The organism is Helicobacter equorum (assembly GCF_900198655.1).
Taxonomy (GTDB): domain Bacteria; phylum Campylobacterota; class Campylobacteria; order Campylobacterales; family Helicobacteraceae; genus Helicobacter_F; species Helicobacter_F equorum.
Genome location: NZ_FZPO01000008.1, coordinates 47,383 through 72,175, shown reverse-complemented (window position 1 = coordinate 72,175; position 24,793 = coordinate 47,383). Strand labels below are relative to the sequence as shown.

Annotated in this window: 27 protein-coding genes and 1 pseudogene; 17 read left to right on the top strand and 11 right to left on the bottom strand. The window is 36.8% G+C overall.

The window, feature by feature from the left end:
• Positions 1–78 precede the first annotated feature (78 nt).
• From C6H22_RS01755 to C6H22_RS01730, 6 genes are all read left to right on the top strand, one after another.
• Positions 79–282: a hypothetical protein gene (locus C6H22_RS01755; RefSeq protein WP_104693616.1), complete on the top strand. Its 204-nt coding sequence runs from the start codon at positions 79–81 to the stop codon at positions 280–282.
• Entirely contained in the window at positions 266–1,219 is a 954-nt protein-coding gene (locus tag C6H22_RS01750) for a sugar-transfer associated ATP-grasp domain-containing protein (RefSeq protein WP_104693615.1), read from the top strand. The genes C6H22_RS01755 and C6H22_RS01750 overlap by 17 nt, the downstream gene beginning before the upstream one ends.
• A gap of 73 nt (positions 1,220–1,292) precedes the next feature.
• A complete protein-coding gene (hisC, locus tag C6H22_RS01745; protein ID WP_233706987.1) occupies positions 1,293–2,465 on the top strand; it encodes a histidinol-phosphate transaminase in 1,173 nt (390 codons plus the stop codon).
• 166 nt (positions 2,466–2,631) lie between these two features.
• Positions 2,632–3,801, top strand: a complete 1,170-nt coding sequence (locus C6H22_RS01740; protein WP_104693614.1) for a pyridoxal phosphate-dependent aminotransferase — start codon at positions 2,632–2,634, stop codon at positions 3,799–3,801.
• A gap of 82 nt (positions 3,802–3,883) precedes the next feature.
• Positions 3,884–4,534 (top strand): HAD-IB family hydrolase, encoded by a 651-nt coding sequence (locus C6H22_RS01735; protein WP_104693613.1) that lies wholly within the window; start codon positions 3,884–3,886, stop codon positions 4,532–4,534.
• A complete protein-coding gene (locus tag C6H22_RS01730; protein ID WP_104693612.1) occupies positions 4,485–5,036 on the top strand; it encodes an ATP-grasp fold amidoligase family protein in 552 nt (183 codons plus the stop codon). The genes C6H22_RS01735 and C6H22_RS01730 overlap by 50 nt, the downstream gene beginning before the upstream one ends.
• 244 nt (positions 5,037–5,280) lie before the next feature.
• On the opposite strand, the gene C6H22_RS01725 is transcribed toward C6H22_RS01730, so the two are convergent.
• Positions 5,281–5,508 (bottom strand): hypothetical protein, encoded by a 228-nt coding sequence (locus C6H22_RS01725; protein WP_104693611.1) that lies wholly within the window; start codon positions 5,506–5,508, stop codon positions 5,281–5,283.
• 84 nt (positions 5,509–5,592) lie between these two features.
• Here C6H22_RS01725 and C6H22_RS01720 point away from each other — a divergent pair, with 84 nt between their 5' ends.
• A complete protein-coding gene (locus tag C6H22_RS01720; RefSeq protein ID WP_104693610.1) occupies positions 5,593–6,045 on the top strand; it encodes an ATP-grasp fold amidoligase family protein in 453 nt (150 codons plus the stop codon).
• A gap of 15 nt (positions 6,046–6,060) precedes the next feature.
• Here the strand turns inward: C6H22_RS01720 and C6H22_RS08590 are convergent, their stop codons facing one another.
• The 6 genes from C6H22_RS08590 to C6H22_RS01685 form a co-directional block, all read right to left on the bottom strand.
• Positions 6,061–7,257, bottom strand: coding sequence for an ATP-grasp fold amidoligase family protein (locus C6H22_RS08590; RefSeq protein ID WP_158654584.1), 1,197 nt, complete (start codon positions 7,255–7,257; stop codon positions 6,061–6,063).
• Positions 7,258–7,320: 63 nt separating this feature from the next.
• Positions 7,321–8,667 carry an RNA polymerase factor sigma-54 gene (locus C6H22_RS01705; RefSeq protein ID WP_104693609.1) on the bottom strand — a complete coding sequence of 449 codons (1,347 nt, stop codon included), beginning with the start codon at positions 8,665–8,667 and terminating at the stop codon, positions 7,321–7,323.
• The gene (gene lptB / locus C6H22_RS01700; protein WP_104693608.1) at positions 8,664–9,386 is read right to left on the bottom strand and encodes an LPS export ABC transporter ATP-binding protein; all 723 of its coding nucleotides are present in this window, start codon (positions 9,384–9,386) and stop codon (positions 8,664–8,666) included. Before lptB ends, C6H22_RS01705 begins: the two co-directional genes overlap by 4 nt.
• Positions 9,358–9,795 (bottom strand): tRNA (adenosine(37)-N6)-threonylcarbamoyltransferase complex ATPase subunit type 1 TsaE, encoded by a 438-nt coding sequence (gene tsaE, locus C6H22_RS01695; RefSeq protein ID WP_158654583.1) that lies wholly within the window; start codon positions 9,793–9,795, stop codon positions 9,358–9,360. Before tsaE ends, lptB begins: the two co-directional genes overlap by 29 nt.
• A 23-nt stretch (positions 9,796–9,818) precedes the next feature.
• Positions 9,819–11,435: a DNA polymerase III subunit gamma/tau gene (locus C6H22_RS01690; protein WP_104693606.1), complete on the bottom strand. Its 1,617-nt coding sequence runs from the start codon at positions 11,433–11,435 to the stop codon at positions 9,819–9,821.
• An 18-nt stretch (positions 11,436–11,453) separates the two neighbouring features.
• On the bottom strand, positions 11,454–12,107 hold the full coding sequence (locus C6H22_RS01685; RefSeq protein ID WP_104693605.1) for a trimeric intracellular cation channel family protein: 654 nt from the start codon (positions 12,105–12,107) through the stop codon (positions 11,454–11,456).
• A gap of 138 nt (positions 12,108–12,245) precedes the next feature.
• Here C6H22_RS01685 and flgG point away from each other — a divergent pair, with 138 nt between their 5' ends.
• Together flgG and C6H22_RS09150 are read left to right on the top strand one after the other, a co-directional pair.
• A complete protein-coding gene (gene flgG, locus C6H22_RS01680) occupies positions 12,246–13,034 on the top strand; it encodes a flagellar basal-body rod protein FlgG (RefSeq protein WP_104693645.1) in 789 nt (262 codons plus the stop codon).
• A gap of 783 nt (positions 13,035–13,817) precedes the next feature.
• A pseudogene (locus C6H22_RS09150) lies at positions 13,818–13,889 on the top strand (flagellar basal body rod C-terminal domain-containing protein); the annotation flags it as partial.
• A 154-nt stretch (positions 13,890–14,043) separates the two neighbouring features.
• Here the strand turns inward: C6H22_RS09150 and C6H22_RS01665 are convergent.
• The 4 genes from C6H22_RS01665 to C6H22_RS01650 all read right to left on the bottom strand — a co-directional run bounded on the left by C6H22_RS01665 (position 14,044) and on the right by C6H22_RS01650 (position 17,005).
• Positions 14,044–14,478 (bottom strand): globin domain-containing protein, encoded by a 435-nt coding sequence (locus C6H22_RS01665; protein WP_104693604.1) that lies wholly within the window; start codon positions 14,476–14,478, stop codon positions 14,044–14,046.
• Positions 14,479–14,566: 88 nt separating this feature from the next.
• A complete protein-coding gene (locus C6H22_RS01660) occupies positions 14,567–15,007 on the bottom strand; it encodes a thioesterase (protein ID WP_095627080.1) in 441 nt (146 codons plus the stop codon).
• A gap of 10 nt (positions 15,008–15,017) precedes the next feature.
• Positions 15,018–15,962, bottom strand: coding sequence for a tRNA 5-methoxyuridine(34)/uridine 5-oxyacetic acid(34) synthase CmoB (cmoB, locus tag C6H22_RS01655; protein ID WP_104693603.1), 945 nt, complete (start codon positions 15,960–15,962; stop codon positions 15,018–15,020).
• Entirely contained in the window at positions 15,959–17,005 is a 1,047-nt protein-coding gene (locus tag C6H22_RS01650; protein WP_104693602.1) for a hypothetical protein, read from the bottom strand. The genes cmoB and C6H22_RS01650 overlap by 4 nt, the downstream gene beginning before the upstream one ends.
• A 199-nt stretch (positions 17,006–17,204) precedes the next feature.
• Between C6H22_RS01650 and rnc the strand changes: the two genes are divergently transcribed.
• From rnc to C6H22_RS01610, 8 genes are read left to right on the top strand one after another with little or no spacing between them, the layout of a single operon-like run.
• Positions 17,205–17,894: a ribonuclease III gene (gene rnc / locus C6H22_RS01645; protein WP_104693601.1), complete on the top strand. Its 690-nt coding sequence runs from the start codon at positions 17,205–17,207 to the stop codon at positions 17,892–17,894.
• Positions 17,891–18,997: a chorismate synthase gene (gene aroC, locus C6H22_RS01640; RefSeq protein ID WP_104693600.1), complete on the top strand. Its 1,107-nt coding sequence runs from the start codon at positions 17,891–17,893 to the stop codon at positions 18,995–18,997. Before rnc ends, aroC begins: the two co-directional genes overlap by 4 nt.
• Positions 18,997–20,409 (top strand): glutamate--tRNA ligase, encoded by a 1,413-nt coding sequence (gltX, locus tag C6H22_RS01635; RefSeq protein ID WP_104693599.1) that lies wholly within the window; start codon positions 18,997–18,999, stop codon positions 20,407–20,409. Before aroC ends, gltX begins: the two co-directional genes overlap by 1 nt.
• Before the next feature lie 8 nt (positions 20,410–20,417).
• Positions 20,418–20,780 (top strand): 30S ribosome-binding factor RbfA, encoded by a 363-nt coding sequence (gene rbfA / locus C6H22_RS01630; protein WP_104693643.1) that lies wholly within the window; start codon positions 20,418–20,420, stop codon positions 20,778–20,780.
• Positions 20,773–21,231 carry a ribosome maturation factor RimP gene (gene rimP, locus C6H22_RS01625; protein ID WP_104693598.1) on the top strand — a complete coding sequence of 153 codons (459 nt, stop codon included), beginning with the start codon at positions 20,773–20,775 and terminating at the stop codon, positions 21,229–21,231. The genes rbfA and rimP overlap by 8 nt, the downstream gene beginning before the upstream one ends.
• Positions 21,224–22,300: a bifunctional diaminohydroxyphosphoribosylaminopyrimidine deaminase/5-amino-6-(5-phosphoribosylamino)uracil reductase RibD gene (gene ribD, locus C6H22_RS01620; RefSeq protein WP_104693597.1), complete on the top strand. Its 1,077-nt coding sequence runs from the start codon at positions 21,224–21,226 to the stop codon at positions 22,298–22,300. The genes rimP and ribD overlap by 8 nt, the downstream gene beginning before the upstream one ends.
• A complete protein-coding gene (locus tag C6H22_RS01615) occupies positions 22,282–23,022 on the top strand; it encodes a tRNA1(Val) (adenine(37)-N6)-methyltransferase (protein WP_104693596.1) in 741 nt (246 codons plus the stop codon). The genes ribD and C6H22_RS01615 overlap by 19 nt, the downstream gene beginning before the upstream one ends.
• 15 nt (positions 23,023–23,037) lie before the next feature.
• Entirely contained in the window at positions 23,038–24,729 is a 1,692-nt protein-coding gene (locus tag C6H22_RS01610; protein WP_104693595.1) for a cation:proton antiporter, read from the top strand.
• The last annotated feature ends 64 nt before the right edge of the window (positions 24,730–24,793 follow it).

Here is a 24,793-nt window from a genome sequence, read left to right as displayed (position 1 = left end):
GGAGAAGTGAAACTCCAATACTTTTGATTTTTCAAAAAATATCGTATAATATCGCAATTTTTATCACGAAGGATTTATATGTTCGAAGGACTCAAATCTCAAATTAAGACTTATGCAAAACGCATGATATATTCATATCACCAAGCACAATCATTAAAATATTTCTTTGATAAAACTACTCAATATATAGCTCTTCACAAAAACTTAAAACCCTTACCTTTGGAACACAAAGAATCTGTGTTGGGTTATTGGAGCAACTTTATAAATGGGGGGGGGGAGTAATGCCCAAAGGCTTAAACTCACTCTGGATTGGCATACGATCATCTATAATGTTAATCAATCACATCCATTAGATGTCCGTTATCTAGATAATCCATTTTACTATCTCAACATACTTCCATACTTCAACCCTCAAAATTATGCTTCGGCTTTTGCCGATAAGAACTATTACGACACACTTTTTCCACACCACCACAAACCAAAAAGCATTATAAAAAATATTCGAGGCAATTTCTACCAACCACACGACAATAATCCTAATATATTTATCCCAATAGACAAAAACTCTGTCATACAACTTATGAAACCCTATGAAAAGGTGGTAGTGAAACCTACCGAATCTAATACAACAGGGTCGGGTAAAAATGTGCAGATTCTTAATACTCAACAAGATGAAGCACTACTCATACAAATCCTACAAGACTACAAAAATGATTATATTGTGCAAGAGTTTATACAACAACACTCCTATCTTAGCAATCTCAATGAAAATTCAGTTAACACCTTTAGAATTATGACTCTTTTATACAAGGGTAAAATTCATACACTTCCTAGTAGTCTTCTTGTAGGAGATACGCGTCCAACATCTAATGGCGGATTTTTTCGAATTGGTATTGATAAATCTGGTAGTTTACGAAACTTTATTATCAAGGGCAAGGGAGAGGCAATATCATCCCTGCCTAATATAAAAGGGGATTTTGATGCACAAATTCCACACTTTTCAGATGTCCTAGATATGGCTAGATCTATGCATATGTGTATTCCACATATTGGGCTTGTTGGTTGGGATTTTAGTCTTGATAAAGTTGGTAATCCTATTTTTATAGAGTTTAATCCTATGTATCCTGGGTGTGAAATTATAGAGCTTTGTAATACCCCATTATTTGGTGATTTGAGCGATGAAATTTTTGCAGAAGTCACTCAAAAGACCAGATTTTGAAAACTGTGTTTCCCTAGGCAGAATATCAGCGTGCAAAAACCTAGAATTGTATCATTCATTAAGGATCTTAAGTATGATGAAACCTTATAAATCTCGAATAATAAGTGGTAGTCGTGTTACAATACAAGAACACAGGAATTCTCACTTTGATGAGGATTTACAGGAACAAGATTCTAAAAATACATCACTACCTTCTAATCACTATGTTCAAACTCTCAAACCATATATTCCTACTTCACACAAAGTTTGGGAGCAACCACATAAGGAAAAAATCTTAAAACTTGATTGGAATGAATCCACACTACCACCATCACCTCTGGTTACACAAGCCTTACAAGAGCATCTCAATACAGGTATTTTGCAGTGGTATCCTGACACAAAAAATACAGAACTCTACACACTTCTCGCCCAATATGTTGGTGTCGATTCGGATCAAATCGAAGTTTTTGGTGGTTCAGATTGTGCACATGAGTATATCCTTCAAGTCTTTTTGGATGCGAATACAAAAGTTCTAATAGTCTCCCCTACATATGATAATTTCCGAGCCAGAGCACAAGGCATTGGAATTAACACATGTTTTTTCCCTCTCTCATCAGATTTTAGTTTAAACCTTGAAGCCTTAAATGAAGCCATTATAAACTATGCTCCACAGATGGTCTATGTTTGCAATCCAAACAATCCTACAGGAACAACCTATTGTAGTATTCAGTTACAAAATCTAATCCAAGCCCATCCTTATACGATATTTCTTATTGACGAAGCATACTATGAATTTTGTGGTCAAACTTTATCCTATCTCACAACCACGTATAAAAACCTTATTGTTACACGAACATTTTCTAAAGCATTTGGTTTAGCAAGCTTTCGTATTGGCTATTGCATAAGTCATGCACAAAATATAGCTTTGATCAACAAATTACGCAACCCCAAAAGTCTCTCTGCATTTGCACAAATAGCAGCAACATATGCTCTTAAAGATGAACAATACATGTGGGCATATGTAGAAGAAATAAAAAACGCTAGAGAGTGGTTTAGTACACAACTTTATGATCTCGATATTAAAACTTACCCTTCATCGGCAAATTTTATACTCATCTCACACACAGAGGATCTCTATAGACTTTTAGGGCAACATCAAATCTTTATACGAGACTACCGTCATATTATTCCTAATCACTTTCGAATCACTATTGGCACACGCATGCAAATGGAAAAAGTCATTAAAGTATTAAGGGGGGGGGGATAACAAAACCATCTATGTAATATTTTTACTATCTATCCACACATCAAACCCCCATTTTATACTATTTTTTTACCTCAAAAATCTTATTAGTGTTTCTTATTTATATCACGTATATTCTACAGCTTCTATGCCCAATCACATATCTAGAAATCCATACTAAGGAGATTTTATGCAATTCACTAAAGAACAGAGAGTTATTGCAGAAAACATTAAAACATTAAAACATGCTGCTGGTAGTCATAGTCCAAGTATCTTAACGCTTACACAGCAAATACCAAATCTGACCATTAATATTGATGCATGTTTTTTATCCAATCCATATGCTACAGATCTTTTTATGGATTACATGAAGCATGATCTAATTAGCACACAATCAATCAGAAATGTATTGGAATTTTACCCATCACAAAATGATGTGATTGCTGAGATCTTGGCACAACGCTTAGGAATTGATAAAGAATATTTATTTATCGGAAATGGGGCTATAGAAGTTATCCAAGCTATTTTACATAATTTTGTGGAACACAAAATTATAGTTAACATCCCTACATTTTCATCCTACTATGAATTTAGCAATTCTAAAACTGAAGTGGTATTCTACCAATTAGAAAAAGATAAAAACTTTATGCTAGACATATCATCCTATATTGAATTTGTAAAGACTCAAAAACCACAAAGTATCGTTATCATCAATCCCAATAATCCAAATGGTGGCTACATACCTTATGAAGATCTACGAACAATTATTGCAAACCTACCAGAAGTAGAGAATATTATCATTGATGAAAGTTTTCTACACTTTGCTTTTGAAGATGATGAATATAAGTTCATTTCATATAGGACACTTTTTTCAGAATTTCCTAATGTAATTTTAATAAAAAGCATGTCAAAAGATTTTGGTATAGCTGGTATTCGTGCAGGATATGGGGTTATGGCAAGAAACAAAGTTTCCAAACTTCTCAATAATGGCTACTTATGGAACTCAAATGGACTTAGTGAATATTTCTTCAGACTCTACGCACAAGACACATTTACAAACAAATACGAAAATGTTAGAAAGCTCTATATTCAACAAACACAAGATTTCTTTATGCGTCTTTCTCAAATTCCTCAACTTAAAGTTTATCCGAGCAAAGCAAATTTTGCTCTTGTAGAAATCTTGGATTGGAAAGAAGATTTAGACTTTGTAATGGCAATGCTTATCAGATATGGAGTCTATATACGCACATGTAGTGATAAGGTGGGACTTAATGAATCATTTATACGTCTAGCTTCAAGAAGCAAAAGTGAAAATAACCAAATTATACAGGCTCTAGCTGATATTTTTCGATATACTTAAGTAGAAAAATTTATCATATCTTTGCTATACTAATCTATATAGAGAACATTCAATTATTATCTTGGTACTATAGGGAATAAAAATGCAAACAATATTAGCTATTTTTGATTTTTGTGAGACACTAGTTTCTATTCAAAGCATTCCGCCATATTTAGAAATGGTTGGTAAGGAAAATCCTCACTACAATGCGAGAATGTTACGCTTACAGCAAAGAATATTGCCACGCCTTCATAGATACACAAAAATCCCCTTATTTGATTTCAAAGCTCCTCGATATCCTCAATTAAAAGGAATGGATATGTTGCGCGCTCAAGAACTAGCAAAAGAATATGTGCAAAAGGAGCTTATATATAAAACTAACGAAAAAGTGTTAAAACGATTACGATTTCATCAAGAAAGTGGGCATACTATCATTATAGTTTCCGGGGGACTAGAAATATATATCACAGAATTTGCCAAGCTTTTTGGTATAAAAAATATCGTAGCAATTAGTCTGCAAGAACAAAATGGAATTTTAAATGGTGAAATGGATGGTATTCATACCATGGAGCATCGCAAGCTCTATAAGCTTACACAAATGTTTGATATGGATATGTTTGACCTCCAAAATTCCTATGTATACAGTGACTGCCCTAGTGATATACCATTGCTTTCTTTTGTAGGAAATGGTGTAGCTATAGAATGTGGGAAAGATATACAATGGGCAAAAATCATGGGATATAAGATTTTATAATAAGTTTTCCCACTACAAAGATATCGAACCTAGAGTTTTTGCTGAAGAGCTGTTGGGCGAAAATGTGCAGATTCTACAACCCCAAGGCTTAGATTCACCAAAGATTGAAAATGGTAATTTTCATACATCGCTACAAAATTTCAAAGTGCCTGATGATTATAAGATGCATGTGATGCAAAACAATATTAGCCATATTGAGGTCATTACTAATAGGTATACGATGCAACAAGAGATTGCAATGGATACAAAATGGCAAAAAATACCTTTTGATTATGAGAAAAAGGCTTCAAAAATTCCACAAAAACCTGTGCTTCTAGACAAAATGATTATAATATCACTACGTTTAGCCCAAGTCTTTAGATATGTGCGTATAGATTTATATTGTATCAAAACACGAATTTATATAGGTGAATTTACCTTTACTCCTGCTGGTGGGACTGACAAATTTACTCCAAATGAATGGGATGCAAAGCTAGGAAGTTTGTGGCACATTGAAAATTGACTTAGAAATGCAACATTGTATTTGTTTGTCAATATTTTTTAAATTTAGATTCTGATACTTTATCAATGCCACTCCAAAAATTTCCCAAAATTGCATCATACTTATATGGTCTAATAGGAATACTATGGAAAACCCCAATGCTACTTTTCTGAAAACTCCAAAGCTGTTTTAACACCGAGATAAAGGATTGTCAAAATTCCTAGAAAGGCTATTGCAAAAATAATATACTCCATATTAACTTCCTTTATTCTTTACCGATTTGCTTAATCTTTGCATTAATCATTTTGCTAAGAAAGTAAATAGCAAAAAGTGCTAGAACAGCAACTACTCCCGCACCCACAAGTATAAAAAGCTCTGCCTTCTGATAATTTGTAATTCCCCAACCAATTACAGCCAAAAAAGTGGCGACAAATATCCCAAGCCAAAACTTTAAAATTCCTAATTGTTCCTTAAGTTCATCTATCTTTGCCATGATGAAATGATAGCATAAAATATGACCGATTATTAAATTAAATTTTAATTTAAATGCTTTTGTTATTTCTCTTGCAGAATTTTTATGATTAGTATTTCGGAATTATATGAAAATGGTAATTTTCATACATCCCTACAAAATTTCAAAGTGCCTGATGATTATAAGTTTCATTGTTTTCATGGATTACGAGAGTATTATGTCCAACTAACTACTGATAGATTCACAAATCATAGGCGTACTATCTTGAACAAAGAATGGAAACTTGCCCCATTTGGTCTTTTTTATGACAATACAAATCGCCCTATTCCACCAAAACCTAATGTTTTGGAATATCTAGAAAATATATCTTTTATACTCGCTAAAATATTTGATTATGTGCGTATTGATTTGTATCATATACCTTTTGATAAACGGCAGAAAATTATTGTTGGCGAACTAACTTTTACGCCAGAGGGTGGGACTGGTAAATTTACTCCAAACGAATGGGATGCAAAGCTAGGAAGTTTGTGGCATATGGGAATTAACTCGGGACTATAACATGATATTTATTTGTCAATATTTGTTAAATTTAGATTCTAATGTGTTATCAATACCACTCCAAAAATTTCCCAAAATCGCATCATACTTATATGGTCTAATAGGTAAACAACCACCACCGGGTGTCATTGTAAGCTCTCCAATGTAAAGTTGCCGATCTAGCACATAAAAATCACACCTAAAATAACCTATATTTTCATAAAAACTTGTGCTTATCGCAAACATTGTATTAAAGAATGGCGGTTTTGGGATATCTCTTTGGGCAAAATCATAAGTAATATTTACAGGTATGGATTTCCAATTTTTATCAAAAAATGTGCATCGCGTATTAATGCCTCTATCGATAATTGTTTCAGAAAATATTTCATCCCCAAAACAATGAAACTTATAATCATCAGGCACTTTGAAATTTTGTAGGGATGTATGAAAATTACCATTTTCAATCTTTGGTGAATCTAAGCCTTGGGGTTGTAGAATCTGCACACTTTCCCCCAAGAGCTCTTCGGCAAAAACTCTAGGTTCGATATCTTTGTAATGCCACTCTCTAAAAAGAGTATAAAAATTTGTGTTAAGGTGTTTGGTAAGTTTTTCCATAGCTTCACCAAATGCCTGGGAATCTCCCAAAAATGCTTCCTTATTCGGAACAATAACTACCCCACCTCCATCATGATTTGTCTTAAGCACAAAAGAATTGGGTAATTCATCAAAGTTAATATCTTCTACTTCTTTATAAATACCATAGAGTTTTGGTAAAAATGGGCAAACATTAGTATCAAAAAGAAGATCCGTAAGGGTATCGATGGGCGCAAATAATGGCGAAGAAGATTTAGAATCTAAAAATGTCGGAGAATCTGCAAGAGCCTGAAATTTTTGTTCAAGCTCCTTAGATGTAGCATTTTGAGACACACATGCTACTTCACTCTCTAAATCAAGATTTGCAAGTTTTGCGGCAATGTAAATCCTTGCCTTAAGTTTATCGGCAAGTGCAGTATAAAGAGGATTTCTATCATAGAGGATTCTGTGCACGATTTTTTCGTTAAATGTTTGTGGATTCCTAAAATCTGGTGTATAGCCGAAGATTTTTTTATGTCTACGTATGAAATATGCTTCATCATCAAGCTTAGATTCTATATAAGCATTATACTTTTTACGCATGGGTAAAATATAGTGTTGATATATGGGGTTTTCACGTACAAAAGATTTAAATGACATTACATCTCCTTATTCATTCTACAAAAATTCCTATATTATCGCACATACTTGCTAAAGGCTGACTTACACACTCATTTCATACAATTTCTTGCGCTCACTGGAGCTTGCAATATTAAGTTGTTGCCTATATTTAGTGATCGTTCGACGCACCATTTTGACACCAAACTTCTCTTCAACACTTTTTAGAATCTTCACATCACTTAAAGGTTTTTTCTTATTTTCATTTTTGACAAGATCAAGGATAAAATCTTTAATCGAAGCATTGGAAGTTTCTCCATCTACTGCTGCAGTAAAAAAGCTCTTGATAGGGAAAATTCCCCGATCGCATTCTAAGTATTTATTGGCAATAGCGCGAGAGATTGTGCTAGGTGCATAGCCCAAATCTTGGGCAATATCTTTAAGCTTCATTGGGCGTATTTCTCCACCCATAAAAAAATCATATTGATTTTCGCGCAAAGCCAAAGCGATTTTTAAAATTGTAGCCTTACGCATATCTAGCGCATCAACAAGATCTTTTGCTTCTTTAAGTTTATCACGGATAAAACTTTGGGCTTGTTTTTGTGCATCACTTTGGGATTTTGTCTGCTTGTTTAATGTTTCTTGATGTTCGATAATGATTTTAGGATAATACATATCATTCACACGCACTTCAAGCTCATAAGTATGCTGCAGTGAATCTTCCTTTAGACGCTCAAAAATAAAAATATCTGGTATGACCTCTGGAATCTTCACACCAAAATCACAAGTTGGTGGATTTCTAAAGCGTTTTATGGTGCGCATTACTTCATCATAACATGGATGATTTTTGTGTATTGCGTGGTTTTGAAGATTACTAATAATCTCTAATCCCAAAGTAAAGGCTTCATCATGTAAATCACTCTCTTGTAACTGAAAGTGCAAAGATTCTCTCATGTCTTTTGCACCCACACCACAAGGCTCAAGATACACAAATCGCCCTCGCACACGCTCAAATTCCTCCACGCTCACACCCACTTCCTCTGCAAGTTCTACCACTTCACAATCCAAATATCCTTCATTATTGATATTTTCGATGATACTATAGGCAATATCTTGAGAAGTTTGGCTTGGGAAAAGGCGTGGTGTTATTTGTGTAAGCAAACTCTCATATAAATCCTGCGTGGTAGTACTTAGAGATTCTATCTTGTCTGTGATAGAATTTTTTTGCGATTGAGATTTGGAGGTAACCTTAGATTTTTGCGACAGAGATTGTGTGCGTTGGCTTTGAATCTGCACATAAGGGTTTTCTTGGGCAAACTCTTGCACAATTTCTTCTATACTATCAGCTCCACTTTGCAAGATAGGTAGCCAATTTTTTAGTGTCGCCGAAAGCTTTGGTTTGATAGCGACATTGGTGCGTAATCTCCCTCCTAAACCCGATCTTGCACTCATGCTTTAAAATTCTCTCCCAAATAATATTTACGCACAAGGGCATTTTGATAAATCTCTTGCGCATTACCACTCGCTAAAAGCGCACCACTTTTGATAACATAACTTCTATGACAAACCGATAGCGTCTCACGCACATTGTGGTCTGTGATAAGCACACCTATATCAAGCTCAATAAGCTTCAAAATAATATTTTGGATATCTACCACCGCTTTGGGATCCACTCCAGCAAATGGCTCATCAAGCAAAACAAATTTAGGATTTTTTACCAATGCTCTTGCGATTTCTACACGCCGACGCTCCCCACCGCTCAAACTCACGCCCTTTCTTGTGCGAATTGGCTCGATATTAAATTCCTCTAGCATTTTTTCTATGCGGATCTTACGATCTTTGACACTTTTTATACTCGCCTCTGCTGCTAAAAGAAGATTTTCCTCTACACTTAAATCTTTAAAAATACTTGATTCTTGCGGAAGATAGCCAATACCCATATTAGATCGTGCGTGTAACGGAAGCTTTGTAATATCAGATCCATTCAAATGCACTGCCCCAGAGGTTGGGTGTAAAAGTCCGCATATCATGTAAAAAGTCGTGGTTTTTCCAGCACCATTTGGTCCCAAAAGTCCCACAACTTCCTTGCTATTGACTTCCAAAGAAATATCATTAACAATTTTTATTTTTTTGATTTGCTTACTAAGATTGTGTGCTTGTAATGTATTCATCGTTGATTATATACTCCCTTTCTCCAGAATCTAAAGGCACAATATCCACGCGCACGATTGCAAAACCACATTTTTGCAAAAGATCTTTGATACCAGTATCAGCCCATTCGATAAAATGTATACCCTCACGCTCAAAAAGCTCGATAAATCCAAGTTCTAAGAGGTGATTATATTCTTTTTGATAAAAATCATAATGAAATACATCATCATAATCTTGTGAAAGACTAAAGGTAGGCGAAGTTACATCATCTCTACCACCCCTAAAATGCACGAAATTTTTCACAAGTGTCGTCTTGCCACTCCCCAAATCACCATTAAGCAAAAAAAAGACTCGCTTTTGTCCCTTTGTATATGAATCTAGATAACCACAAAGTGGCTCCAAACCTTCTTCTCCTAGTGTAAATGTCATCATTTCTCCTTGTTGCGTGATATTTAGGATTTAAAATAATCTTTAATCCCCAAGTGTTCCTCCAAACTTGCCACAATCTCTTTATTGTGTTGTATAAACTCTCTATCTTGAGTTTTTTGGCTGTTTGGAGTGTTTTGGTTTGTGGGCATATTTTGATCTGCTTGAGTGTCTTTGCTCATCAAAGTATCTTGATTTGTCCCATTTTCTTGTGCCTTGGTGGTTTGTGGTTGTGATTTTTGCACACTAATCTTGGTATGCGCACCAAAAACTTGTGCTACAAATGCCTTTATAATCTCAAAATGTCGTGTAAGTCTCTCTTTGTCCTCACCATCCGCACTTGAATACCAAGTAAGCGTATCACTTTCAAAACTCACAAACTTCACACACCGCGCAAAACATTCCCCTAACTCATAATTTCTATCATATAGCTTTTGCGTAAGGATTTCAAAGGGACTTTGGATCTTTGGAATGGTTGCTTGTGCGGAATTTTGTGCTAGATTCTGTGCAGATTGGCTGTGTGCAGGTTGGTTTGGTACAATATTTGCTGTGGTATGTGTAACATTTGGAGTTGAAGCACCAAAAATTTGATGTTCCAAATCCACAATCATCGCATCAATTTCTTTTATTTTTAGGGCTTCTTGCATTTTGAGCAAGGTTAGCAAAAGAACAAAACTCCCATCAGTATTATGTGCAAGAAGGATTTTAGAATCTGTTAGGATTCTAAAAAATCTATCCAAAAGCAATGGCGGATAAGCTTTGTCATTTGCTAAAAGCTTATCTTTAAGGAAAAGTATCATTTCATCTATAATCATCTCACTTTCGTATTCTTGCAATACCTCTATACTTACTTGAATATCGCTAAGATTATTTGTTAAAAGATTGCTAAAGAGCTCACTAAAAATCTGTGGATCAACGATACCTAACATATCCGTAACGCCACTTGTATCAATATCATTTTTACAAAAAATGATTGCTTGATCAAGAAGCGTTAATGTATCTCGCAAACTTCCAGATCCACTACGTGCGATAATATCTAATGCCTGTGTGTCATATCGCACTTGTTCTTTATCCAAAATATGGGCGATATGCTCTACTACAAGCCTTTGTGGGATTTGTTTAAATCTAAAATGTTGTGTCCTACTTAAAATTGTGGGTGGGAGTTTGAGCGGATCTGTCGTAGCCAAAATAAATTTTACATACTCAGGTGGTTCTTCAAGCGTTTTTAATAAAGCATTAAACGCCTCGCGTGTAAGCATATGCACTTCATCAATGATAAAAATCTTGTATCGTCCAAATGCTGGGCGATATTTAGTCTGCTCGATAAGATCACGAATATCATCAATCTTGCGACTAGAAGCCGCATCCATTTCAATAATATCCAAATGCCTACCCTCTAATGCAGCCTTACAATTTTGACATTCACCACAGGGCTTTGAAGTAGGTCCCTTATCGCATTGCAACGATCGTGAAAAGATTCTAGCTGAACTCGTTTTTCCACTGCCACGCAAACCACTAAAAAGATAGGCATGTGAAATATGTTTAGAATCTAGCGCGAGAGAAAGTGTTTGAGAAACCGCGTGCTGTCCGATGAGATCCTCAAAGGTAGTGGGGCGATATTTCAAAGCAAGAGCTAATGACATTGCAATTCCTTTTATTTTTTATTTATGTGATCTATGCGTATCTTCATAGGAAAATGTGGGGAGATTTAGCTTATAACCGATCGCAAACAAGCGCAAAAGTGTGCCAAATACAAGCGTGATAAGCACTGCAAGCAATGAATCCACTCCAACACCCACCACGAGCACATAATATAAAGTCGCTGCAATCATACTCACCCCGGCATATAATTCCTTTTGAAACACAAGCGGAATGCGATTGCAAAAAATATCGCGCAAAATTCCACCAAAAATCCCTGTAATACACGCTGCACTCACAGCGATAATAAAACCATGACCATTTTTCATCGCTACTTGCGCACCAATAATACTAAATACCACCAATCCCAACGCATCAAGGCTTAAAAAAACTTTTTCAAATCGCACAAGTTTTTTGGGAATAAGTGTCGTAAGAATCGCACTTACACAAATAATAATCACATATGATGGATTCTCTACCCATGTAAGCGGATAAGTCCCAAGCAATACATCGCGGATAGAACCTCCACCAATGGCAGTAACAAGTGCGATAAACATCACGCCAAAAAGATCCATTTTATGCCTACCTGCAGCCAAAGCACCCGTTATTGCTTCAACAATAATCCCAACAACAAAGAGTGTATGCAATAATGTGGTATCACTGATAGGATAGGACATTTCCGTGCCTTTTTGGTTGTAAATCTATGGGCGAGGATTATAATGTATTTTCTCTTACAAGATATTAAAGGAATTACTTTTGCTTTTAGATTCTGTATTTATGTCGTCCAAGACGCAACAAACAACAAAGGATTGCCTATGATGAGGTCTATTTATACCGCTACCACAGGTATGCTAGGACAGCAATTACAAATCGATACAACTTCTAATAATATCGCCAATGTCAATACCATAGGCTTTAAAAAACAACGCGCAGAATTTGCGGACTTATTTCATCAAGTGCTCCAATATGCTGGGACTTCAACGAGTGAAACAACCATCTCTCCTACAGGTATAGAAGTGGGCATTGGTGTGCGTCCGATTTCGGTGCAAAAAATGTTTTCTCAAGGACACCCAAAAGAAACAGAAAATAACCTAGATATAGCAATCACGGGTAATGGATTTTTTCAAATCCAACTCCCTGATGGCAATATCGCTTACACACGCGCTGGAAGTTTCAAGCTCGATAACGAGGGCAATATCGTAACACCTGAAGGCTATCAACTCATTCCAAATATTGCAGTTCCCGAAAATACCACACAAATCAACATAGGCACAGATGGCACGGTGAGCGTGCTAGAAGGCAATCAAACAGAAGTTAACGTATTAGGACAAATTGAGATTGTAAATTTTGTCAATCCTGCTGGATTACACGCGCTTGGTGATAATTTACTTATCAATACCAATGCCTCAGGAGAACCTATTGCAGGTGTGCCGGGCATAGATGGCTTTGGACAACTACGGCAAGGCTTTATAGAATTGAGTAATGTCAAACTTGTAGAGGAAATGACAGATCTTATCACAGGTCAAAGAGCGTATGAGGCAAATTCTAAGACAATCCAAACAGCAGATGCTATGCTACAAACCGTCAATGGATTAAAACGCTAAAACAAAGGAGAGTAAATGTTTCATAATTTTCCAAAAGTAAAAAATCCACTACCAGATGCTTATCAAGCCATCTATGAAGAACACTACAAAAGCAATAGATCAGGAGAAGGAGTAGCTAACGGAATGGCTCAAAAACTTGAACGTTGGTTGCACCATAAAGTAGCAAAAGATACAAAAGACATAGGTGGATACAGAACGCTAGAAATAGGCGCTGGAACACTAAATCAAATATCATACGAGCATAATTTAAGCCATTATGATATTATTGAACCATTCGAAACGCTATATCAAGATTCCCCAAAGCTACAATATGTAAATGCAATCTATCAAGATATTACACAAATTACAGAAAACACGTATTCAACAAGGGGGGGGGGATATATTACTAATGAAAATACACTTTATGACCGAATCATATCCTGTGCGGTATTAGAACATATAACAAATTTGCCAGAAGTTGTAGCACATTCATGTCTGCTCTTAAAGGATAATGGCGTATTTTCAGCAGCTATTCCAAGTCAGGGTAGATTCTTATGGACGATGGCATATAAATTATCAACAGGTATCGCATTCAGGACAAAATACAAATTAGACTATGATGTAATTATGAATTATGAGCATGTCAATACACAAGCAGAAATCATTATGGTATGTCATTATTTCTTTGATTCTGTCAAAAAATCTCTTTTTGGGATAAGTGATGAACTCTCACTTTATACTCATCTATCGTGTAGAAAGCCTAATCAACAAAAAGCAAGAGAATATCTTGCTTCTCTTAAGCATCATGAGGCAAATTCTAAGACAATCCAAACAGCAGATGCTATGCTACAAACCGTCAATGGATTAAAACGCTAGGCATAGCACAAAACCTTATAAGTAATTGATACTTACATAAACTCTACACAATCAAAGATTCTAGCTTTTGATTGTGTCCATACAACACCCTATCCTCACAAAACCTAAAAACCACATACGCTATGAATGTATGTGGCGTGTAAGGCACAATATCTTATGTATTTTGATATATCTTTGCTTCTATATTGATATAAAAATCCGCAATCGCTCCATAAGCTTTGCCCCACGCTTCTATAACCTCATCACTAGCCACATCTTGTAAGACTTCTTTGATAGCAATAAGTAGGCATTCTCCAACTAATGGATAATGCTCTGGCAATACATGCAATCCCACATGTATCTTACCAATCGACTCCACAGAGGGGCGAATCTTTTCAAGATTATCAATATTCTTTGCAGCATTCAAGATAGCCATTGCCAAGGCTTTCGGTTGTTGTCCACTTTTTTGTTTCTCCATATCAAACATACCCTTTACTTCCGGATAGCGACTAAAAAGCTCCCTATAAAATACCTTGGTGATGTCTTCTCCATATTCTTTCAAGAGTGGCACTGTGCTTTTTACAATTTCTTTTGTATGAGTTTCTAACATAAAATTCCTTTCCTAACTTAAAATTTCGCGGAATTCTATGAAACAAAAACAAACCAAAAAACAATATCTATTTCATAAATAACAATAGTTATAGCTTGTCCAACGCGATACTAAATGGTGCTTTATCAAACACAGCGATATGAAATAGTGAATCAAAAATTTTAATATCAAGCAAAAATCCCTCGACTTTTACCTCGCATTTTTTTGTATCCATTTGCGTTGCCACCGCCTTAAAAAGCACTTCATGTCCTAATTCGATAGGGGAGAGAAACTTCACATCTGCAGCAATCATAATGCTATGACGCTTATTAATAGCTGCCATTGCCGCATACGAAGCGGCATTGAATATATATCCTGCGTGTATAAGGCTATTGTGTGCTTCTTTATCCATTACCATATATTCTTCTGGCACAAACTGCACATTTGCCACTCCCCTTGTAAGCAATACGATCTCGCCACAAGTATGTAGCTTCGTGCAGATATTAAGCGTATCGTTTTCTAAGGGGAGTTGGTCTTCTTGCTCATCCATACAAAGTTCCTTATGTTTTTATCAATCTAAAATATCCACGCAATGGTGGCGGATAACCCTCGATTGTTAGCCCACTTTGAGAATCTAAAAAATCCTCCAAGCTTAGAGTATCAATCCAAGGAGTTTTGCGCTGTTCTTGTGTGGTGGTTTGTTGCATACCAAGTATTTCAAAACTTCCAAACCCCGCACGCTCACACCAACCCTTTAATGCCTCTAAACTTGGGATAAAATATACATTACTCATTTTAGCATAGGATTTCTTAGGGCATAGGCATAGTTCTTTATCAGATTCTATCAAGAGGCAGTCCAAAAACAGCTCCCCGCCTCTTTTTAGTCCAAAACTTAGATTTTTGAGTGTCGCGATAGGATCGCTACGATGATACAACACACCAAGACACATAATGCAATCAAACTTTTGCTCATACGCGATACTAAAATCACGCAAATCCTCAATCCCTAAAGGATAAAAGTGTATGTCTGTTTTGGCAAGGTGATTAAGAAAATTAAATTGTGCAGCATACACAGCGCTTGGATCAAAACCATAGAGTGCCTTAGGCTTAAAACGCAACATCTCAAACAAATAATACCCATTATTGCAGCCCATATCAAGCACTTCTTTATCAGTAAGATTCAAATATGGCGCAAGGAGATTAAATTTCATAAAACTTTGCCACTCTGTATCGACAAAAAGCGTATCAATCCGAAATGGTCCCTTACGCCATGGCTTGAGTGCCAAGGCAGTTTGTGTCAGAATCTCGCGATCTTTTGGTGTAAGTGGTGCATTAGGTGTGAGAGTGATACCATAACTTGGTATATCTGGTAACTTAAGGCTGAAAGAAATATCAAGACTTGTAAGATTTGCTAAGGCTTTAGCAAAATTACAAGAATCTTTGCGCGTAAAAAAGTGTTGGCATTTTTGCTCTAAGGCATATACTAAATCTTGTTTTACACTCATAGTATGCCATCAAAAAGTGTTGGTTGGTGTGTTTGCTCGTGTGTGTGCAAAATCTCAAGAAGCTTGGCATCATCAATCCCTAAAATCAGCATAAAATTATAATGCTTATGACGGATAGCAAGGGAAAGCTCGGCAGTATTTTTATACACAAGAAATTCCTTGGTGCTATCTTTAGATTCAGGGATATCAAACTCGCTAGATTCTGGGATTACATACAAACGCTTACCCCACTTAGCATATGTATCAAAATAGTGCATAAAATTTTGAAAGTATGCTCCATCCATTTGAGCTATGACAACTTTTTGAGTCTGTCCAAATTCACGCAAACACCCCTTGTCATCGATGAAGTTTGGCTTTAAAACATCAAGACTTTCGAATTTGGCTAAATTATGTTCTATGCCATAGGTTTGACAAAAGGCGCACACAACACTTAGTGTATCTACAAAAAGATATGGAAGCTGCAAAAGATATTCTCTACCCTCACAGAGCAAACGCACATCAAAAAGTGTATAAGCAAGAAGTTCAAAAGGTGGATTTAGTGGTTTTAGCAATGTAATAATATTACTAGAGAGAAGCAAAATATCTTGATTATTTGTGATAATATAGCGGATTTTTGGGTGCAAGGATTCTAAGAGGGTTTGGGAATCTCCTTGTGTCATATATACAGATTTATCGGTGATAATCTTTTGACTTAACACATATTCAATGGCATTCATACTAACCATTTGGATATTCCAAGTAAGCATTTTGTAATAAATGAGATTTTTTATCGCTTCATGGATATTTAGCACTTCAATCCATGCTATTTCTTGCCATAATGACTCACTCCATCGCTCGTCTTCTCGCACATTCACATCTTGAGCATACATGATACCATATGCCCCTTGTGCGATAGCTTGAGGAATATCATGAGGATTTAGTGCCACAAAAAGCCACCCACACTCAATATTTTCTATCTTAGTGCTTATATTTTCAAACGCACTAATGCTTGGCGTATTCTGCATGAATCCTCTTGCTATACTCACTATTTCTGAAAGTCGCATACCCTACCCTTTTGTTGATACATTTTTTGTTTTACTCCATACAAAATGTATACCTTTTGCCATCATTTTATGCACTCTTACTCACAAATAAAACCATAATTTCGGATTCTAAGAGATTTTCTCAAACCACATTTTATTTTTTTTATATCATTTTTGCTACAATACTAGACTTTTAAAGTTAGCAAAGGCAACAAAAATTATGAACAAATCCCATAGTGCGTTTAATGAATTAGAGCAAAAAATTCAATACCATTTCAAAGATCAAAAACTCCTTACTCAAGCCCTCACACATCGCAGTTACAAGAAACAAACACATAACGAACGATTAGAATTTTTGGGCGATGCAGTGCTTGATTTAGTTGTGGGAGAATATTTGTTTAAAAAATTCCCCAAACTTAGCGAGGGTGATCTCTCTAAGCTCCGCGCCTGTATTGTCAATGAACAAGGGTTTAACAAACTTGCCCTAGCCCTTGATTTAGGCAAATATATTTTTATTTCCTCAAGCGAAGAACACAACAATGGACGATCTAAGCCCTCAATTCTTTCTAATACTTTTGAAGCACTCATAGGCGCAGTGTATCTAGAATCTGGCATACAAGAAGCATCACGCATCACACACGCACTTTTAGAATCTAACTACCATACAATCGATTTTGGACTTTCAAGCGACTTTAAAACCTCTCTCCAAGAACTCACACAAGCGCAATTTTCTCAAATCCCACGCTATGAACTTATCACAGAAAGTGGACCTGATCACCAAAAATCTTTTACAATAGCAGTATTTATTAATGACAAAGAATATGCTCGCTGCACAGGGAATTCCAAAAAAAACGCGCAACAAAAATGTGCTCAAATTGCCTATGAAATTTTACAAAAAGAGTGTGTATGAATACATTTGGCAATAGACTACGCATTAGCACATTTGGAGAATCTCACGGCAGAGGCATAGGGTGCGTGATAGATGGAATCCCTGCAGGATTAGAAATTGATGAAGAATTTATGCGAGAAGAAATGCGTTTGCGACAAGGCGGAAGAACACTCTATGCCACGCAACGCAAAGAACCAGATGAGATAGAAATCTTAAGCGGTATGTTTGAGGGCAAAAGCACAGGTGCGCCTATTACACTTTTTATCCCAAACCTTGCCAATAAAAGCAAGGATTATAACAATATTAAAGATATTTTTCGTCCAGCCCACGCGGATTTTACATATTTTCATAAATATGGCATACGCGATTATAGAGGTGGTGGCAGAAGTTCGGCTCGTGAAAGTGCGGCTAGAGTGGCTAGTGGCGCAATCGCAAAACTTCTCCTCAAAGAATTTGGTATTGTGGTAGGCGGTGGCATTATCGGTATTGGTGAAATAGAATCTATGCGCACAGACTTTAGTCTGCTAGAATGCCAAAAAGCCTTAGATTCTGAAATTTTTGCCCTAGATACAACACTAGAATATTCACAAAAACAAGCCATTTTAGAAGCCAAAAATACACACGATAGTGTCGGTGGCGTGGCACTTATTAAAGCATTTGGTGTGCCTGTGGGATTAGGAGAGCCACTCTATGATAAACTAGATTCACACATAGGCGCACAAATGCTTGGCTTAAATGGTGTCAAAGCTGTAGAAATCGGCGAAGGGTGCAATGCTTCCAAACTCAAAGGCTCACAAAATAACGATTGTATGGACAATAAAGGATTTATGAGTAATCATAGCGGTGGCATACTTGGTGGCATAAGCAATGGCGAAGAGATTATAATAAAAGTGCATTTTAAACCTACTCCAAGTATTTTTATCCCTCAAGATACACAAGATATATATGGTAATGTCGTGCGATCCCAAATCAAAGGACGTCATGATCCTTGTATCGCGGTGCGTGGGAGCATAGTCGCACAAGCACAACTTGCTATAATCCTTGCTGATATGCTACTTGCCAATGCCACTAGCACAATGGCAAATTTACACAAGCTCTATACTAGAATCTCAAAGGAATGTTAATGGCACGAAAAATCATTACGCGTTTTGCACCTTCTCCAACAGGCTATTTACACATAGGAGGCTTACGCACAGCACTTTTTAATTATCTCTATGCCAAAAGACACAATGGCGAATTTTTACTCCGTATCGAAGATACAGACATGGCGCGCAATTCCCAACAAGCAACACAAGCAATTATCCAATCTTTTGAGTGGGTGGGATTAAGCTATGATCGAGAGGTTTTTTACCAAAGCAAACGCTTTGATATATACACAGAATATATTCAAAAACTCCTAGATGATGGCAAAGCGTATTATTGCTATATGAGTAAAGAGGAATTAGACACCAAGCGGGAAGAAGCACAAGCACAAGGCAAGGTATGGAAATATGACAATCGCTATCGTGATTTTAAAGGCACACCGCCAGAGGGAATTACACCTGTAGTGCGGATTAAAGCACCATTAGATGGCACAATAGAATTTCATGATGGTGTAAAAGGTGTCATAAGCGTGCATGCCAAAGAGCTTGATGACTTTGTCATTGCTAGAGCCGATGGTACTCCTACATATAATTTTGTGGTGGCAATTGATGATGCACTTATGGGGGTTAGTGATGTCATACGTGGTGATGATCACATAAGCAATACACCTAAGCAAATTATTGTATATCAGGCTTTGGACTTTGAGATTCCAAAATTTTTTCATGTGCCTATGATTTTAAGTCTAGAGGGGAAAAAACTTAGCAAACGCGATGGTGCTATGGGGGTTATGGATTATCAAAAAATGGGCTATCTCCCAGAAGCATTACTAAATTTTCTTGTGCGACTTGGATGGAGCTATGGTGATGAAGAGATTTTTTCACTCTCAAGGCTTTTAGAAATCTTTGATCCCTACACACTTAATACGGCCCCCTCAAGCTATAATCAAGAAAAACTCTTATGGCTTAACCAACACTACATCAAGCAAACACCAAATGCTAAACTTGTAGAACTCCTAAAGGATTTTGGTGTGCAAAGTTTGGAAACATATGAGGGTATCAATGCAACCCCACAAGCCCTAGATTCACTTTTTGGAGAACTCAAAGATCGAAGCAAAACACTAGTAGAATTTGCCACCCAGTACAATGAAATCCTCAAAGCACCCACCATCTATGATCTTAAATTGCTAAAAAAATTAGATTCACAAGGCAAAGGGATTATTCAAAAACTCTGTGCTTTTCTCCCTACGCTTTGTGCAGATAGTCCTAGCGATATAGAATCTGCCTTACATGCTTTTGGCGATACGCACCAACTCAAAATTGGGCAAATTATGCCACTTTTGCGATTAGGTATTTTGGGCAAAGGTGGTGGTATCGCTATGGGAGTAGCGATTTTTGTCTTAGGGGTGCAAGAATGTACAAAGCGTTTGCACACCTTGCTAAATTCACATCAATAGGTGCCTGTATGGATAAGACTATCAAGATTCAAAAAACCCAAGCACTTTTACAAGAAGTGCTAACCACGGCACTTAGCGAATTGCATGATCCCTTGCTTCACTCATTAAGCGTTACCAAAGTCCTCTGCTCTAAAGGCAAATATCATGCAAAAGTTTTTATAGAATCTAGCGGATTTGACAAAGATCAACAAAATAAGATTCTCACGCACCTCAATAGAGCAAAATCTATCTTGCGTGAATATGTCCTAAGTGCGACAGATTGGTTTAAATGCCCTGATTTTAGCTTTGTGTTTGATGATGAACTCAATACAAGTAAAAGTCTTGATGCACTCTTTGAACAAATCAAAAACCAAAGGAGTGGTAATGATTGAATCTTCCCTAGAAATCCAAATCTCTAAACTTGCACAATCCATGGGTTTTGTGCTATATGATATTGCGTGGGTTAAAGAAAATGAACAAAATATCTTGCGCGTTTCACTCACCAAGCCCTATGATGATTCTAAAGCCTTGCGTCCTCATATCACACTTGATGAATGTGCACTTTTTAGCACTGCACTCTCTCCGCTTCTTGATGTTGCCCTTACGCAATCTCAAGCCTATCATTTAGAAGTTAGCTCACCGGGATTAGAGCGCACACTCAAAAAACCACAACATTTCACCCTAAGTATAGGCGAGGAAATATGTGTAACTCTCAAAGACAAAAGTGTGATTGAAGGGATTTTATGTGCGTGTGATGAAGAAAGTATCAGCCTAGAAAACGCACCAAACATTCCTTTTGCTGAAATAAAAAAAGTCAAAACTCTTTTTAGATTCAATGCTTGATACTCTATTGCTGCAATGTGCTATCAACAAAGCGTGGGAATACCAAACCCTAGCACTACCAAACCCTAGCGTGGGTGCATTGCTGTATGCACCACAATATGGAATCATAAGCCTCCAAGCACACCAAAAAGCGGGAGCGCCACACGCAGAAGTTTTAGCTTTTGCCTATGGTGCGCACAAACTTTTTACACACCAAGGAAAACTAGACCTCATCGCACACTTAGATTCACTTCTTAGCTTACCACTTACACAACAAAGTGAAGCACTCCATACATTCCTTATCCAAAATGCGCAAGGCTTGTTTCAAAACTACACACTATATGTAACTCTAGAACCTTGCACACATTTTGGCAAAACGCCTCCTTGTGTCGAACTCACCAAGGCTATGCGTCCAAAACGCGTTGTTATAGGCACTAGCGATCCACATACACAAGCAAGTGGTGGCACAAAAACCCTGCAACAAGCTGGCATAGAAGTCGTGCGTGGAATCTGTAAAGAAGAAGCACAAGCTTTGCTATATCCTTTTGTATGTTGGCAAAATAATGGATATTTTAGGCTTTTTAAACTTGCTATGCGTATAAATGGCGACTACACAAGCGGACAAATTTCACAAAAAGCCACGCAAATTTTTACACATAACCAACGCTCCGTAAGCGATACAATTATTATCTCTGGAGAAACCTTTCGCACCGACATGCCACGCCTAGATTCTCGCTTTGCCACACCACCGTATGATGCCACACATACACCAAATGTCGAGATTCTGACGCGATCTACACTTACACCAACAATCAATCCACATTTTACTTCACGCCCTGCAAAAATCTGCCATAGTCCAGATTCGCTAGACACACACAGAGGCTTTTGTATCATTGAAGGTGGTTTTGGGCTACTAGCCACTCTACAACAAGATATAGATATGGTGCTATTGCATATCGCGCCAAATTTCTATCCAAATGCCTTCCTACACGCTTCATCAAACACAACACACGATGCATTATACACATTAGATCTTTTACACGCTACTTCACACACAGGGGATATCAGTCTATGGTTCAAAAACCCTTAGCCATTTATCAATTTAGCGATGGATATTGTTACAACACCGATAGTCTTATCCTTGCACATTTTGCCAAAGACTTTCTCAAGCCTCATAATCGAGTCCTAGACATTGGTGCAGGAAGTGGTATCATCGGACTTTTGTGTGCGCGAGAAATACCACTTCGCTTAGAAATGGTTGAGCTAGATTCAAAAACTTGTGCACTCGCACAAATCAATGCACACAACACAGATTTTGCCAAAGAAGCGATTATCCACAATAAAAACATTTTTGATTTTCAAGCCCAAGGACTCTTTGATGTCATTATCTCAAATCCGCCATTTTATAATGCCAATATCATAAAAAGCCCAAATGCACGAAAAAATATCGCACGGGTGCAAGATTCTATGCCACTTGATAAACTCACCAAATATATCAAGCGTTTGCTCAAACCAAGAGGAAATTTGCTCATGTGTTATGATGCACGTGAATCGTATAATTTCTTATTCGCCCTAAGAAATGCAGGATTTTTTTTACAAAATATGCAGTTTGTCTATCCTTTAAGTCAAAAATCTGCTACACTTTTACTCATTCAAGCAAAAATTGATTACAAAGGTGATGTGAATGTCTTGCCACCACTTTTTACACATAATTCCCCAAATCAGCAAGACAACACCAAAGAATTACAAGCCATCTATCAATGGGCAAAAACCTTTAGTATCAAAGTGCATAGTCACGATGTTTGTATATAAAATCAAAGGAAAATTATGGATTTAGTTACTACCATTACTCTTGCACTTGCACTAAGTGTAGTATTTGGCATTGTTTTTAGTAAGCTCAAAATCCCTGTGCTTCTTGGTTATATTGTTACAGGTGTAGTTGTTTCGCATTTTGTGCGCCTAAACTCCGAAGACACAGGACATTTACGAGATGTTGCAGAATATGGAATTGTCTTTTTGATGTTCCTTATTGGTGTTGAGTTTAGTTTTAATAAAATGCGTCAAATGAAACAAGAAGTTGTATTTTTTGGGAGTATGCAGCTTGTGCTTAGTATGGTATTGTTTTTTGTAGGCAATTATTATTTCTTTGGTTTTGGACTTCATACCTCGCTCATCATAGCAAGTGCGCTTAGCCTCTCATCAACTGCAATTGTTCTTAAATATCTCAAAGATTCACGGCAACTAGAAACAGGGTATGGAAAAAGTTCTGTGGGAATCTTGATTATGCAAGATATTGCTGTTATTCCTATCTTACTGATGATTGCGATGATGAGTAACAAAGATCTCGTGCTTTCTGAAATGTTACTAAATACCTTTATCTCTATTGTAATTTTGCTATTTGTGCTCTTTTTTCCCGGCAAATACCTTGCAAAAAAAATCTTACGCTTCACAGCTGGTATGAATACCGATGAAATTTTTGTCGCCGCCGTGCTACTCATCGTGCTAGGCTCTTCACTTATTAGTAGTCATTCAGGATTTTCAGCCTCACTCGGAGCATTTTTGGCAGGTATGATTATCTCAAATACTCCGTATCGCTATCAAGTAGAATCTGTATTGGTAAATTTCCGCGATATTTTACTTGGTGTGTTTTTTATCACCATTGGTATGCAGGTAAAGCTAGATTTCTTAATGCACTATTTTTTTCCAATTGCTATCCTCATTGTTTGCACAATACTTGGTAAAACACTTGTTGTGTATGCTTTTTTGCGCTTCTTTTGTGGTGATAGAATAGCTCTAAAAACAGCCCTTTCTCTCTCACAAATCGGAGAGTTCTCCTTTGCTATATTTCTTATTGCGAGCTCTCGCCAAGTCCTTAACCTCAAACCAGAAGGTGGATTTATACAATACATTTTGCCACAAGGTTTCCTTGAGAGTATCACACCAGAAGAAATTTACCAGTTCCTTACGCTCATGGTGATTTTTTCAATGGTTGCCACACCATTTATTCTAGAAAAACTAGAAAATCTTACAGACTTTATTCTCACAAAACTTCATATCCTCACAGAACCTACTCAACAAGATTTACCATCTACCACGACAGATTTACGCAATCACTACATTGTGTGTGGTTATGGAAATATAGGTCAAGAAATAGTCAAAAAACTTCAAGAACATGGCAAAGAATATGTTGCCATAGACAATAATCCTACAAATGTGCGTAGCGGATTGGATAAGGGCGATAATGTGATTTTTGCAAATCTCTTATATGGCAATATTTTCCACCAAATAGGACTCCAAGAATGCGCAGGAGTCATAATTGCAATAGATTCTGTATATGAAACGCGTAGTATTTATGACAAGATTCGAACTCTTGCCCCAGTTTGTAAGATTTTTACTCGCATGAATGCACAGGGCAAAAAAGATGGTATCAATTGGTTGGATTTTAGTGCCGTGATCGATGAACCATCAGAAATTGCAAATATGATCGTGTGCATTGCTATCGCCCAAGAAGATCAATAGAAGATCAATAATATTCATATCATAAAGGATTTATAAGAAGTTACACTTGTAACAAAATCAATAA